Annotated in this window: 12 protein-coding genes; 3 read left to right on the forward strand and 9 right to left on the reverse strand. The window is 71.0% G+C overall.

Annotation, left to right across the window (positions count from 1 at the left end; all coding sequences use genetic code 11):
* Nucleotides 1–15 precede the first annotated feature (15 nt).
* Nucleotides 16–966, reverse strand: a complete 951-nt coding sequence (xerD, locus tag GKE56_RS05120) for a site-specific tyrosine recombinase XerD (RefSeq protein WP_154683620.1) — start codon at nt 964–966, stop codon at nt 16–18.
* Between xerD and GKE56_RS05125 the strand changes: the two genes are divergently transcribed.
* The gene (locus GKE56_RS05125) at nt 965–1,648 is read left to right on the forward strand and encodes a hypothetical protein (RefSeq protein WP_230209195.1); all 684 of its coding nucleotides are present in this window, start codon (nt 965–967) and stop codon (nt 1,646–1,648) included. The genes xerD and GKE56_RS05125 overlap by 2 nt on opposite strands.
* Here the strand turns inward: GKE56_RS05125 and GKE56_RS05130 are convergent.
* From GKE56_RS05130 to GKE56_RS05140, 3 genes are read right to left on the reverse strand one after another with little or no spacing between them, the layout of a single operon-like run.
* Nucleotides 1,623–2,873 carry a 4-alpha-glucanotransferase gene (locus GKE56_RS05130; protein ID WP_230209196.1) on the reverse strand — a complete coding sequence of 417 codons (1,251 nt, stop codon included), beginning with the start codon at nt 2,871–2,873 and terminating at the stop codon, nt 1,623–1,625. The genes GKE56_RS05125 and GKE56_RS05130 overlap by 26 nt on opposite strands.
* Before the next feature lie 52 nt (nt 2,874–2,925).
* Nucleotides 2,926–4,251, reverse strand: coding sequence for a histidine--tRNA ligase (gene hisS, locus GKE56_RS05135; protein ID WP_154683621.1), 1,326 nt, complete (start codon nt 4,249–4,251; stop codon nt 2,926–2,928).
* Nucleotides 4,248–4,949 (reverse strand): MBL fold metallo-hydrolase, encoded by a 702-nt coding sequence (locus tag GKE56_RS05140; RefSeq protein ID WP_154683622.1) that lies wholly within the window; start codon nt 4,947–4,949, stop codon nt 4,248–4,250. The genes hisS and GKE56_RS05140 overlap by 4 nt, the downstream gene beginning before the upstream one ends.
* 45 nt (nt 4,950–4,994) lie before the next feature.
* On the opposite strand from GKE56_RS05140, the gene GKE56_RS05145 reads away from it, so the two are divergent.
* Both GKE56_RS05145 and GKE56_RS05150 read left to right on the forward strand, forming a co-directional pair.
* Complete coding sequence (locus GKE56_RS05145) at nt 4,995–5,822, forward strand: peptidylprolyl isomerase (protein WP_154683623.1); 828 nt, start codon at nt 4,995–4,997, stop codon at nt 5,820–5,822.
* Nucleotides 5,823–5,824: 2 nt separating this feature from the next.
* Nucleotides 5,825–7,276 (forward strand): DUF349 domain-containing protein, encoded by a 1,452-nt coding sequence (locus GKE56_RS05150; protein WP_230209197.1) that lies wholly within the window; start codon nt 5,825–5,827, stop codon nt 7,274–7,276.
* 99 nt (nt 7,277–7,375) lie between these two features.
* Here the strand turns inward: GKE56_RS05150 and GKE56_RS05155 are convergent, their stop codons facing one another.
* Genes GKE56_RS05155 through yajC form a run of 5 tightly spaced genes read right to left on the reverse strand, consistent with a single transcriptional unit; the run spans nt 7,376 to nt 13,620 of the window.
* Nucleotides 7,376–9,685, reverse strand: a complete 2,310-nt coding sequence (locus GKE56_RS05155; protein WP_154683624.1) for a bifunctional (p)ppGpp synthetase/guanosine-3',5'-bis(diphosphate) 3'-pyrophosphohydrolase — start codon at nt 9,683–9,685, stop codon at nt 7,376–7,378.
* Nucleotides 9,686–9,694: 9 nt separating this feature from the next.
* Nucleotides 9,695–10,225 carry an adenine phosphoribosyltransferase gene (locus GKE56_RS05160; RefSeq protein ID WP_154683625.1) on the reverse strand — a complete coding sequence of 177 codons (531 nt, stop codon included), beginning with the start codon at nt 10,223–10,225 and terminating at the stop codon, nt 9,695–9,697.
* A gap of 12 nt (nt 10,226–10,237) precedes the next feature.
* The gene (gene secF / locus GKE56_RS05165; RefSeq protein WP_154683626.1) at nt 10,238–11,461 is read right to left on the reverse strand and encodes a protein translocase subunit SecF; all 1,224 of its coding nucleotides are present in this window, start codon (nt 11,459–11,461) and stop codon (nt 10,238–10,240) included.
* Nucleotides 11,458–13,263, reverse strand: a complete 1,806-nt coding sequence (secD, locus tag GKE56_RS05170) for a protein translocase subunit SecD (protein WP_154683627.1) — start codon at nt 13,261–13,263, stop codon at nt 11,458–11,460. Before secD ends, secF begins: the two co-directional genes overlap by 4 nt.
* 12 nt (nt 13,264–13,275) lie before the next feature.
* Nucleotides 13,276–13,620 carry a preprotein translocase subunit YajC gene (yajC, locus tag GKE56_RS05175; RefSeq protein WP_230209198.1) on the reverse strand — a complete coding sequence of 115 codons (345 nt, stop codon included), beginning with the start codon at nt 13,618–13,620 and terminating at the stop codon, nt 13,276–13,278.
* Nucleotides 13,621–13,721 lie beyond the last annotated feature (101 nt).

A 13,721-nucleotide genomic window follows, 5' to 3' on the forward strand; every position in this document is an offset into this window, starting at 1 on the left:
TATCAGCGGGGCACCTCAGCGGGCCCGCGGATGGCTTTGTGCGTACACCTCGCGAAGCCGCTGGACCGTGACCAGCGTGTAGATCTGGGTCGTGGTGACCGAGGCGTGACCCAAGAGCTCCTGCACGACCCGCACGTCGGCGCCGCCGTCGAGCAGGTGCGTGGCGAACGAGTGGCGCAGCGTGTGGGGTGACACGTGTCCGGTGAGGTTCGCCCGTTCGGCCGCCGCCCGCATGACCGACCAGGCGGACTGGCGGGACAACCGGCTCCCGCGCTGGTTGAGGAACACCGCCGCGGTCCCCTTGCCCTTCGCGGCCATCGTCGGGCGCCCACGCACCAGGTAGGCGCCCAGGGCAGCGGCGGCATACGACCCGAGCGGGACCAGGCGCTCCTTGCTGCCCTTGCCGAACAGCCGCACGACCCCCTCGTCGGTGTCGATGTCGTCGACGTCGAGGCCGACGGCCTCGGAGATCCGCGCTCCCGCGCCGTAGAGCACCTCGAGCAGCGCCCGGTCCCGCAGGGACGCCGGCGTGTCACCGACGCTCGCGGCGTGGAGCAGGCGTTCCACCTCGTCGATCCCGATCGCCTTGGGGAGGCGAGCCGGGGGTCGCGGCGGGCTGACCGCGCCGGCCGGGTCGGTGTCGACCTCGCCCTCGAGGGCCAGGAACCGGTGGAACCCGCGCACGGCGACCAGGGTGCGGGCCGCCGAGGACGCCGCCAGGGGCGGGTGGTCCGGGGTGCCCTCACGCAGCGTGGCGAGGAAGTCGCTCACGTGGCCCTCGGTCACCTCGGCCGGCTCGCGGACCCCCCGAGCGGCCAGGTATGCCGCGTAGCGGCTCAGGTCCCGCCGGTAGGACGTGAGCGTGTTGACGCTGACTCCACGCTCGACCTCGAGGTGGTTCAGCCAGCCGCGGACCGCGCGATCGACCGCGCTGGAGGGTGGCACGGGTGGGAGTCTAGGCGCCATGAAGCTCTACGCAGACCTGCCGGGCCGTCGTACCGCACAGATCCTCGCCGACTTCGGGATGGTGGCCTGGGCGTGCGTGTGGGCATGGGCTGGCCGGATGGTGCACGACTCGACGCTGGCCCTGGCCGCCCCGGGACGGCAGCTTCAGGACGCCGGCTCCGGCTTCCGTCGCCAGATGACCAGCGCAGGTGCGTCCGTCCAGGACGTGCCGCTGGTCGGCGACAAGATCGCAGCGCCGTTCCGCCAGGCCAGCGGCGCGGGCACCAGCATCGAGCGGGCAGGCACCACCCTGGTGGATGCGGTCAGCCAGCTCGCGAACCTGCTCGGCTGGGTCACGGCGCTCGTGCCGATCCTCATCGTGGGCCTGGTCTGGCTGGTGCTCCGCGGACGCTTCGTGCGGCGGGCCAGCGCCGCCCAGCGGTTCATCGACTCGGCCGCCGACCTGGACCTCTTCGCGCTGCGCGCCATGGCCACCCAGCCGATGCGCAAGCTCGCGGGCATCTCGGACGACCCGACCGGGGCGTGGCGTCGGGGGACGAGGCGACGATCAGGTCGCTCGCGCTGCTCGAGCTGCGTGACTGCGGACTCCAGCCGCCGGCTCCCGCTGCGTGACTCGACTCGGCTGCGAACGGCGGTCCGAGCGGTCCGAGTCCGGCTCAGGCGCGACCCGTGTGGGCGGTGACCGCGCGCAGCCGCTGGGCCAGCGACGTCGTCAGGGCACCAGGCTCGAGCTGCCAACGCCAACCACCCTCGGTGCCGGGTGCGTTCATGCGGGCGTCGGAGCCGAGGGAGAGGACGTCCTGCGCCTGTGCCATGGCCAGGCCGCAGGGGGCGCCCCAGGCGAGCTCGATCATGGCCCAGGACGGCTCGGCGTCCACGTCCGCACGGACCCCTCGCTCGGCGCAGGCCGAGCGAGCCATGGCGCGACGGTGTTCCGGGAGGGTCCACCACCACCCGCAGACCGTGTCGTTGTCGTGGGTGCCGGTGTAGACGACCTGGTTGGCCTCGTGGTGCTCGGGGTCATGGGTGTTGACGGCGTAGCCGGGGTCGAACGCGAACTGCAGGACGGCCATCCCGGGGAAGCCCAGTGCTCGGCGCAGCTCGTTGACCGGCTCGTCGATGTCGCCCAGGTCCTCGGCGACCACCGCGAGGTGCCCCAGATCGGCCGCCGCGGCGTCGAAGACGGCGCGCCCGGGACCGGGCTCCCACGCGCCGGACAGGGCGGACGCGGCGCCGGCCGGAACGGCCCAGTATGCGGAGAACCCCCGGAAGTGGTCGACGCGCACGAGGTCGAACAGCTCGAAGGTCCGCCGCAGGCGTTCGGTCCACCAGCGGTAGCCGTCGGCCTGCAGCGCGTCCCAGCGGTAGAGCGGGTTCCCCCAGAGCTGGCCGTCGGCGGCATACGCATCGGGTGGGACGCCGGCCACGGCGTCGCCGCGGAAGAACTGCGGCCAGGCCTGCTCGTCGGCACCCTCGGGCGCGACGTAGATCGGCACGTCACCCATGAGACGGACGCCGCGCTCGGCGGCATAGGCGCGAAGCGCGGACCACTCCCGGTCGAACCTGACCTGGTCGGCCAGATCGCCGCCGAAGGCAGTCCACGACCCGACCCAGTACGCCTCGCGGGCAGCGAACTCGGCGAGCTCCTGGTCGGACACCGCGGCCTCGGGGTCCTCGAGCAGGGCGGCGGACGCGGCGAACGCGGAGGGCGACTTGTAGGGCGAGCCGTGCTGGTCCGGCACCGACACCGGAAGGACCTGCCAGACCGACTGGCCCGCCTCGGCCAGCCAGTCGACGAACTCGCGCGCGGCGGGGCCGAGGCGTCCGCCGGGCAAGGAGGTCACGTGGAGCTGGATCCCGCTCGCGCGCCGCGATGTCACCGGCGATCCGGTGGCCTGGTCGCTCATCGGCCGTGCTGCTCAGTCTGTTCAGTCATGGTCGCTCCTCGTCGAAGCCACCTTATGCCGGGACGATCCGGGGGCGCAGGTCGTCGGCCGGCGGCCTCCACGAACCCGGATCGGCGTCGACCTGGTCGCCGGAACGGATGTCCTTGACCTGGTCGCCGTCCTCCCCCGCGCCCGGGAACCAGACGTACGGGATGCCCCGACGCTCGGCATACCGGATCTGTTTGCCGAACTTGGCGGGCTTGGGTGCCACCTCGCACGGTATGCCGCGCTCCCGCAGGGCCGTGGCCACGCGGGTCGAGCTGGCCCGGGTCGGCTCGTCGTTGACCGCGACCAGCACGCAGGCAGGGGTCGAGCGGCTCGCCTTGAGCAGGCCCTGGCCGAGGAGCAGCCCGAGCAGGCGCGACACCCCGATCGAGATGCCGACCCCGGGATAGGTGGTCTTGCCATCGGTGGCGAGCGAGTCGTAGCGCCCGCCGGAGCAGAACGAGCCCCAGCCCTCGTGCCCGACCAGCTGCGTCTCGTAGACCGTGCCGGTGTAGTAGTCCAGGCCCCGCGCGATCTTGAGGTCGGCGACCATGGCACCGGGGGCGTTGTCGAGACCGGCCTGGATCACCGCTCCCAGGGCCGCCAGTCCCTCGTCGAGGGTGGGGTGCTCGACTCCGAGCGCGCGGACCTGGTCGACGAAGGACAGGTCCTCGGTGCGGATCGCGGCGAGGGCGAGGCACTGGTCGGCCTGCGCTGGGCTGCAGCCTGAGTCGACCAGCGCGTCCTTGACCTTCGCGGCGCCGATCTTGTCGAGCTTGTCGACGATCCGCAGGGTGCCGGTGACGTCCTGGATCCCCAGCCCGAGGTAGAACCCCTCGGGGATCTTGCGGTTGTTGACCTGGATGACCATCGGGCCTATCGGCAGCTTGCGGAACACCTCGGCCATGACCAGCGGCATCTCCGCCTCGAAGTGCGGGGCGAGCTCGCCCACGTCGACCACGTCGATGTCGGCCTGGGTGAACTCGCGGTACCTCCCCTCCTGCGGACGTTCGCCGCGCCAGACCTTCTGGATCTGGTGGCGACGAAACGGGAAAGCGAGGTGCCCGGCGTTCTCGAGCACGTAGCGAGCGAAGGGCACGGTGAGGTCGAAGTGCAGGCCCAGCTCGGCGTCGGCCCCACCGTCCTCGGCGGCCAGCCGCGACACGGCATAGATCTCCTTGTCGGCGTCGCCACCCTTGCCGAGCAACCGTTCGACGGGCTCCACCGCTCGGGTCTCGATCGAGGGGAACCCGTGGAGCTCGAAGGTCTCCCGGATGACGTCGAGGAAGTGCTGCTCGATGATCCGCTCGGCCGGGAGGTACTCGGGGAAACCGCTGATCGGGGTGATCTTCACGCGCCCAATCCTTGCAAATAGGGGTTCGTCGCCCGCTCGCGGTCCATCGTCGTCGCCTGGTAGTGCCCCGGCAGCACCAGCGTCGTGTCCGGCAAAGGCAGCACGACCTCGCGCAGCGACCGGTTCATCGCGGCCGGGTCGCCGCCCGGCAGGTCGGTGCGGCCGATCGAGCCGGCGAAGAGCACGTCGCCACTGAGCACGGTGCGGTCGACGTCGACCTGGTCACCGATGCCGTCGGGCACGGTGTCGAGCGTGAACATCACCGACCCCTCGGTGTGGCCCGGGGCATGCAACGCCTCGAACGACAGTCCCGCGAGGTCGAGGCGCGCGCGGTCCTTGATCTCGACCACCGTGCTCGGCTCGGTCCAGGTGGCCCGGGTGCCGAACTGCTGCTCGAGCATCCCGACCAGACCGGGGTTGGCGTTCGCGAGCAGGTCCACCAGCCGGTAGCGGTCCTCCGCGTGGATGTATGCCGCCGTGTCGGCCCCGCAGACCGGCGTCACCGAGTAGACGTGGTCGATGTGGCCGTGGGTGAGCAGGACGGCCGCGGGGCGGAGCCGGTGCTCGGCCAGGACGGCCCGGAGGGTCTCCTCGACGCCGATACCGGGGTCCACGACCACGCACTCCTCCCCCGCCGCCGGGGCGAGGACGTAGCAGTTCGTGTCGAAGGCGGCGGCAGGAAACGCGATGGTGAGCACGGCCCGCAGCCTAGCGATCGCCCGGGGCTGCCTAGACTGGCGCGCGTGACCAGGGAACAGGAGCGGGCGAAGGCTCGCCGCCGTCAGGAGAAGCTCGACGCGAAGGCCGCCCAGCGGGCGCGCGAGGCAGCCCGCAACCGTCAGGCCGCCATCGTCGTCGTGGCCGTGCTCATCGTCGTCGCCGGTTTCGTCTTCCTGTCCAAGCAGCTGGGTAGCACCACCCCACCCGCGGCAGCCCGCAGCACCGCCGCAGCCACGACGCCCGCGGCGACGACCTCGGCCACCACCACCGCCGTCGCCGGGTGCACGGCTCCCCCGGCCCGGCCCACCACGATCAAGACCCAGGCCTTGCCCGCCAAGGCGACCGCGGCGGGCAAGACCTTCATCGCCGTGGTGAAGACGAACTGCGGGCCCATCACGCTGCGCCTCGACGGCACCAAGGCGGCCCAGACCGTCGCCTCGTTCGTGGCTCTGTCGACGTCCGGCTACTACGCGGGCTCGCCCTGTCACCGGGTCACGACGTCGGGAATCTTCGTGCTCCAGTGCGGCGACCCCCTGGGTGGGCAGGGCACCGGGCCCGGCTACTCCTACGGCATCGAGAACGCGCCGAAGAACGGCGTCTACCCCAAGGGCACCCTGGCCATGGCCCGCACCAGCGATCCGCACAGCAACGCCGACCAGTTCTTCATCGTGTACAAGAACACCACCCTGCCGACGGAAGGCGGGGGCTACTCCATCTTCGGCACGGTGACCGGCGGAATGGATATTGTCGAGAAGATCGCCGCAGCAGGTGCGAGCGGCGGCTCCGGTGACGGAGCCCCGAACGCACCCATCAGCATCCTGTCGGTTGCTGTGACCCAGAAGAAGGCCTGACCGTGACTGAGCAGAACGTATCGGCCGAGACCACCCCGCCGGACGCCGTCGAGGCGGACGCCGTCGAGGCGGACGCCGTCGTCGAGCAGGCGGGTGTCGAGCCCGCCAGCGGGGAGCCCGAGAGCCCCGAGGCCGCCGCATCGGCGGCCGAACCTGCACCGGCGGCCGAACCTGCACCGGCGGCCGCTCCCGCGCCGCGCCCGGTCCCCAAGCCCCGTCCCGTCCCGACCCCGGCGGCGGTCCGCAAGGTCGCCCACCCGCAGCCCGCCGCGGCGCCCCCGGCGCCCTCAGGGCCGGCGGCCGAGACCTTCGGGCGGGTTGCCGAGGACGGCACCGTCTTCGTGCGCACGCCCGAGGGCGAGCGCGAGGTCGGCGCCTACCCGGGCGCCAGCCCGCAGGAGGCGCTGCACTACTTCGCCCGCAAGTACGACGAGCTCTACGCGTCGGCCGACCTCCTGCACCAGCGGGTGACCACCACCGACCTCTCGGCCAAGGACGGCGCCGAAGGACTCGCGAAGCTGCGTGAGCACTGCGCCGAAGCCCACGTGGTGGGCGACCTGGCCGCCCTCGAGGCCAAGATCGCCGAGATCGACGCCGCAGTCGCCGCGCGCAAGGAGTCCGAGACGGCCGAGCGCCACGCGGCTCGTGCCACGGCCACCGTCGAGCGCGAGCGGATCGTCTCCGAGGCCGAGAAGATCGCCGGTCAGCCCGAGGCCAAGATCCAGTGGAAGAGCAGCGGCGCCCGGATGCGCACCCTGCTCGATGAGTGGAAGCAGCAGCAGCGCAACGGTCCACGGCTCGAGCGCGAGGTCGAGGGCGCGCTGTGGCAGCGGTTCTCGGCGGCGCGCAACACCTTCGACAAGGCGCGCCGGGTGCATTTCGCCCAGCTCGAGGGCACCCAGGCCGATGCCAAGGCGGCCAAACAGGACCTCGTCGCCGAGGCCGAGGCGCTGGCCACCAGCACCGACTGGGGCCCGACTGCGGGCGCCTTCAAGCGGCTCATGGACCGGTGGCGCCAAGCCGGCCGGGCCTCCCGAGCCGACGACGACGCGCTGTGGGAGCGGTTCAAGGCCGCCCAGGACGCCTTCTTCGCCGCCAAGGACGCCGTGGCTGCCCAGGAGGACGAGGAGTTCCGCGCCAACCTCGTCGTCAAGGAGTCCCTGCTCAAGGACGCCCAGACGATCCTGCCCGTCACCGACCTCGAAGCCGCCAAGGCCGCCCTGCGGACGATCCAGGAGAAGTGGGATGCCGCCGGCAAGGTGCCGCGTGGCGACGTCGAACGCGTCGAGAAGGCCATGCGCCGGATCGAGCAGGCCGTGCGGGACGCCGACGACAAGCGCTGGCAGCAGACCAACCCCGAGGTCGCGGCCCGCGCCCAGAGCATGGTCGTGCAGCTCGAGGCCTCGGTCGCCTCCCCTGCGCGAGGACGTCGAGAAGGCCCGGGCCGCCGGTGATGACCGCGCCCTCGAGCAGGCCCAGGCCAAGCTCGAGGCACAGGAGCAGTGGCTGAGCCAGGCGCGCGGCAACCTCGACGAGTTCGGGGCGTAGCCGGCTCAGGCTTTGGCGGCGGTCGCCTTGGTGCCGGTGATCCGGTAGACGTCGAACACGCCGTCGATCTTGCGCACCGCCTTGATGACGTGGTCGAGGTGGCTCGGGTCGCCCATCTCGAAGGTGAACTTGCTGATCGCGACGCGGTCGCGCGAGGTCTGGACCGACGCCGACAGGATGTTGACGTGCTGGTCCGACAGCACCCGGGTGACGTCGGACAGGAGGCGGTTGCGGTCCAGCGCCTCGACCTGGAGCTGCACGAGGAACACGCTGGCCGCCGACGGCGCCCACTCGACCTCGATCATGCGGTCCGGCTGCGCCAGCAGCGACTCGGCGTTGGTGCAGTCGGTGCGATGCACCGAGACGCCGTTGCCCCGGGTGATGAAGCCCATGATCGGGTCACCGGGCACTGGGGTGCAGCAGCGGGCCAGCTTGACCCAGACGTCGGCGGTGCCCACCACGACCACGCCGGGGTCGCCGGAGCGGCGCCGCATCGACCTGGTGGGCGTCGTGGCCTCGGCGAGGTCTTCGGACGCGCCCTCCTCGCCCCCCAGGGACGCCACGAGGCGACCCACGACGTGCTGGGCGGAGACGTGGCCCTCGCCGACCGCGGCATACAGGGCATCGATGTCCTGGTAGCGCAGCTCGGACGCGAGGCCGGTCAGGGTCTCGACCGACATGAGGCGCTGCAGCGGCAGCCCCTCCTTGCGCATCGCCTTGGCGATCGCGTCCTTGCCGGACTCGATCATCTCCTCGCGGCGCTCCTTGGAGAACCACTGCTTGATCTTGTTGCGCGCCCGCGGTGACTTGACGAAGGTCATCCAGTCGCGCGACGGGCCAGCGCCGTCGGCCTTGGAGGTGAGCACCTCGACGACGTCGCCGTTCTCGAGCACCGACTCCAGCGGCACGAGCCGGCCGTTGACCCGCCCGCCGATGCAGTGGTGGCCGACCTCGGTGTGCACGGCATACGCGAAGTCGACGGGCGTCGACCCCGCCGGCAGGGCGACCACCTCGCCCTTGGGCGTGAAGACGTAGACCTCGCGGGCGTTGATCTCGAACCGCAGGGAGTCGAGGAACTCACCCGGGTCGGCGGTCTCCTTCTGCCAGTCGAGCAGCTGGCGCAGCCACGCCATGTCGTTGATCGGGCCGCTCTCGCCGTCCTTGGCCCCGGCTGCGGGGGCGGCGGCGTCCTCCTTGTACTTCCAGTGCGCGGCGACGCCGTACTCGGCACGACGGTGCATCGTGTGGGTGCGGATCTGGATCTCGACCGGCTTGCCCTGTGGCCCGATGACCGTGGTGTGCAACGACTGGTACATGTTGAACTTCGGCATCGCGATGTAGTCCTTGAACCGCCCCGGCAGGGGGTTCCACCGCGCGTGCAGCGCCCCGAGCGCGGCGTAGCAGTCGCGCACCGAGTCGACCAGCACCCGCACGGCCACGAGGTCGTAGATGTCCTCGAAGTCGCGGCCCCGCACGATCATCTTCTGGTAGACCGAGTAGTAGTGCTTGGGTCGCCCGGTGACCGTGGCCTTGATCTTGGCGCCCTTGAGGTCCTCGCTGACCTGCTCGCGCACACCCGAGAGGAACTCCTCGCGGGCTGGCGACCGCTCGGCGACCAGCCGCACGATCTCGTCGTAGACCTTCGGGTAGAGCGTGGCGAACGAGAGGTCCTCGAGCTCCCACTTGATGGTGTTCATGCCGAGCCGGTGAGCCAGCGGCGCGTAGATCTCGAGCGTCTCGCGAGCCTTGCGCTGGGCCGACTCGACCGAGACGTACCGCCAGGTGCGCGCGTTGTGGAGCCGGTCCGCGAGCTTGATGACCAGCACCCGGATGTCGCGGGCCATGGCGACGACCATCTTGCGGACGGTCTCGGCCTGCGCGGCGTCGCCGTAGGTCACCTTGTCGAGCTTGGTGACGCCGTCGACGAGCATCGCGACCTCGCGACCGAAGTCCTTCTCGAGCTGGGTGAGGCTGTATGCCGTGTCCTCGACGGTGTCGTGCAGCAGCGCGGCGGCCAGCGTGGCCGGCGTCATGCCCAGCTCGGCGAGGATGGTGGTCACGGCGAGCGGGTGGGTGATGTAGGCGTCGCCGGACTTGCGTTGCTGGCCCCGGTGGGCCTCCTCCGCGACGACGTAGGCCCGCTCGATAACGGTCACGTCGGCCTTCGGGTGGGTCGCGCGCACCGTCTGGAGCAAAGGCTCCAGGACCGGGTTGGTCGGGCCACCCCGGCTGCCGAAACGGGCCAACCGCGCGCGAACGCGGTTGGACGAGGACGCGCCAGTGGGCACCGGGCCGGTGACGACGTCCTCACTCATGGACAAAGCCTACGTGACCACCACGGTCGCGTGGACGTCGTGGCCGGCAAGCCGCGCGCGCCCCGGGAGGAAGGCCAGCTCGACCAGGGTCTCGAACGCGACGACCGTGGCGCTGGCCTCCTCGAGGAGCCTGCAGGCGGCCTCGGCGGTGCCACCGGTAGCCAGGACGTCGTCGACCAGAAGCACCCGCGCGCCGGCGACGAAGGCGTCCTCGTGGACCTCGATCGTGGCGGTGCCGTACTCGAGGTCGTAGGTGAGGCCGCGCGTACGCCCCGGCAGCTTGCCGGCCTTGCGCACCGGGACGAAGCCGACCCCGAGCTCGAGCGCCAGGGCCGCCCCGAAGATGAACCCGCGGGCCTCGATCCCGGCGATGACGTCGACGGTGCCGCGTCGGCGCTGCGCCATGTCGCGGATCACCGCGCCGAAGACCTCGGCATCGGCCAGCACCGGCGTGACGTCCTTGAACAGGATGCCGGGGCTCGGGAAGTCGGCGACGTCGCGCAGGCGCGACCTGACGAGGTCAGCCAGGGTGTCGGTCATCGGCACCCGGGCTCAGCGCCTCGACTTCGGCGGACGCCGAGGCTGGTTGCGGGGACCGGTCTGGGCGTACTTGTGTGTCTCGCGGACCACGCCGGCGCCCGGGGTGCCGGCATCGCCCGTGGTGGCCGTGGTGGCCGTGGTGGCCTGGCTCGACGCACTCGCCGCGGCGAGCTCGTCGGCCCGCGCGGGGGCATCCGGAGCGTCGTCCGCCCCGTGCGGCACGGGTGCGGCATCCGAGGAGGACACCACGCCACCGTGGCGCGCCTGGTAGCGCTTGGCCTTCTTGTCGAGCTCGACGACCGCTGGCTCACTCGAGCGCAGGTGCACGAGCAGCGGGGTGGCGATGAAGATGGACGAGTACGCGCCCACCGCGATCCCGACGAACAAGGCCAGGGCGAGGTCGAGCAGGGTGCCCGGCCCGAGGAAGAGGAAGCCGATGGCCAGGATCGACCCGATGGGGAGCAGCGCGACGACCGTCGTGTTGATCGACCGGACGAGGGTCTGGTTGACCGCGAGGTTGGCCGCCTGGGCGTAGGTCATCCGACCGTTGCCCAGCGCCTCGGTGGTGTTCTCGCGGACCTTGTCGAACACCACGACGGTGTCGTAGAGCGAGTAGCCGAGGATCGTGAGGAACCCGATCATCGTGGCCGGGGACACCTCGAAGCCCGCCAGGGCATAGATGCCGACGGTGATGAACAGGTCGTGGAGCAGGGCGACCAGCCCGGCGACCGCCATCTTCCAGGTGCGGAAGTAGATGGCCATCACAATCGAGACCAGGGCGAGGAATACCAGAAGGGCCTTGAGCGCCTGCTGGCTCACCGAGGCACCCCACGACGGACCCACGAACGAGGCCGAGACGTTGGTCGGTGTCGTGCCGAACCTCGTCGCCAGGGCATCGCGCACCTGCTCGCTCTGCGCGTCCGTGAGCTTCTCGGTCTGCACCCGCACGGTGCCGCTGCCGACCCGGGTCACCTCGGCGGCGCCCGCCGCGGCGACGCTGTTGACGGCGCCCTTGGCCCGGGCCTCGTAGTCCGAGGACGTGCTGACGCCCGAGACGCGGAACTCGGAACCGCCGCGGAACTCGAGGCTGAGGTTGAGCCCGTGCCAGACCAGGCCGATGGCGGCGAGGACGATGAAGACCCCGGACAGCGCGTACCAGCGACGGTTGCGTCCGACGAAGTCGATCGAGCGCCGGCCGGTGTAGAGGTCGTTGCCGAAGGCGGCGAAGTTGATCACAGCACGCTCCCATCGCTCGTGGCGGTGCGGGGTTGGGCGACCGCCACACGGCCGCGGCCGGCATACCGCACCAGCTTGGCGCCGAGCCGCTCCGGGTCCAGCCCGGACCACCGGTGGCCACCGCCGAAGAACTTCGTGCTCGCCAACACGGCGACCAGCGGGTGGGTGAACATCACGACGATGAGCAGGTCGATGAGGGTGGTCAGGCCCAGGGTGAACGCGAAGCCACGCACGTTGGAGGACGCGAGCACGTAGAGCACCACCGCGGCGAGGAAGTTGACGCCGTCCGCCGCGAGGATCGTGCGCCGTGCGCGCCGCCACCCGGTGTCGACCGCGGCCCGCAGGGGGCGGCCCTCGCGCACCTCGTCGCGGATGCGTTCGAAGTACACGATGAACGAGTCGGCGGTGACACCGATGGCCACGATCAGACCCGTCACCCCGGCCATGTCGAGGCGGAAGTTGTGCGACCAGCCCAGCAGCGAGATGGCGACGTAGGTCAGCAGTGCCGCGATGACGATCGAGAGCACGGTGACGAAGCCCAGGGCGCGGTACTGGGCCAGGGAGTAGAGGAAGACCAGCGCGAAGCCGATGATGCCGGCGATCAGGCCCATCCGGAGCTGTTCGCTGCCGAGCGTGGGGCTGATCTGGTCGCGGGTCTGGAGGGAGAACGACATCGGCAACGCGCCGAACTTCAGCTGGTTGGCGAGGTCGCGCGCTTCCTGGATGGTGAAGTTGCCGGTGATGCTGGCCTGGCCGGCCAGGATGGCCTCGTTGAACGACGGCGCGACGATCGAGCGCGAGTCGAGGACCGCAGCCATCCGGTTGCGCGGGCTCGGCAGGCTCACCATGCGGGTGCTCGCCTCGCCGTACGCCTTGGTGCCGCTGGACTTGAAGGAGAGCTGGATCTCGACCGTGCTGGACGGCTGACCGTTGGGCAGCGGCTGATACCCGGCCTGGGCGCTGTCGATCTGGTCGCCGGCGACGATGACCGGCCCGAGCACGAACTTCTCGGTGTTGTCGACGCTGCAGGTGACCAGCGGCTTCTTCGGGTCGTTGACGACCTTGTCGAGGGCCGCGGAGTCCTTCACGCAGTCGAGCTGCTGGAAGGCCTTCGCCACGTCAGGCGTGATCCACGCGAGGTCGTTGGGGTCCTTGGGCGTCGTCGCAGGGGTCGTGCCCGAGGTGGCGGTGGCAGCCGCGGTCGCGGCGGCCCCGGGGGTGGCCGTCGCGGCCGGCGTGGGTGCCGTGGTGGCCTTGACGAAGGCCCCGGGCAGGCCCGACTTCGCCTTGGTCGTGGCGCTCGTGGCCGGCGCCTTGACGGTGGCGGTCGCGCTCGGAGTCGGTGCGGACGTGCCGGACCCGGTGGGCGAACCCGTGGGCGTGGTGCTCGGGACCGGTGCCGTCGTCCCGGCCGCCGACTCCAGGACTCCGCGGAACTGCATCTGCGATGACTTGCGGATGGCGTCCTCGGTTGCCCGGTCAGGGATGCCGGGCATGCTCACGACGATGTCCTCGCCGTTGCGGGTGGTGACCTCGGCGCCCGCGACACCGTTGGCGTCCACTCGCTGCACGATGATGTCGCGCGCCTGGTTCAGCTGGTCGGAGGACACCTTCTGGCTGCCAACCAGGACCGGCTGGAGCACCAGCTGCGTGCCACCCTCGAGGTCGAGCCCCAGCTTGGGCTTCCAGCTGGCGTCACCCCAGGTCGTCACGGCGAACAGCAGGCCGTAGAGCCCGAGGATGATGGCCGCCAGCGCCGACAGGACGCGGAGGGGCTTGCGGTGGTGCGGGTTGATTGCCACGTGCGATGACCCCTACTCGGTGCTGCTGGGCGCGTCGGTGGCGGGCTCCGTGGGGCTCACCTTGGTGCCGATCGCACGCCGGTCGTAACGGACGGTGACCCCGGGAGCGATCTCGAGGGTGACGACGGCGTCGTCGAGGCTGCGGATCGTGCCAAACATGCCGGACGTCGTGCACACCTCGTCACCCACGGCCAGGGCGCTCTGCAGGGTCTGCACCTCGCGCTGCCGACGACGCTGGCTGAAGATCATGAAGCCGATCAGCAGCACGGGCAGCAGGAAGATGAGCAGGCTGGCTGGCGAGCCGCCACTTGACATGAGGAAGTCCTTCAGGGCGAGGTGGGTGTGGGTGCGCACCATCGGGGCGACCGCCCGAGTGTAGGTGACACACGGCATACCGACCAACGTGCCTCACCGGTGTGGCGTTCCGGGGGTGCGGCCCGCCCGGCGACCGTATGCCG

Source organism: Nostocoides sp. HKS02, from assembly GCF_009707485.1.
GTDB lineage: Bacteria > Actinomycetota > Actinomycetes > Actinomycetales > Dermatophilaceae > Pedococcus.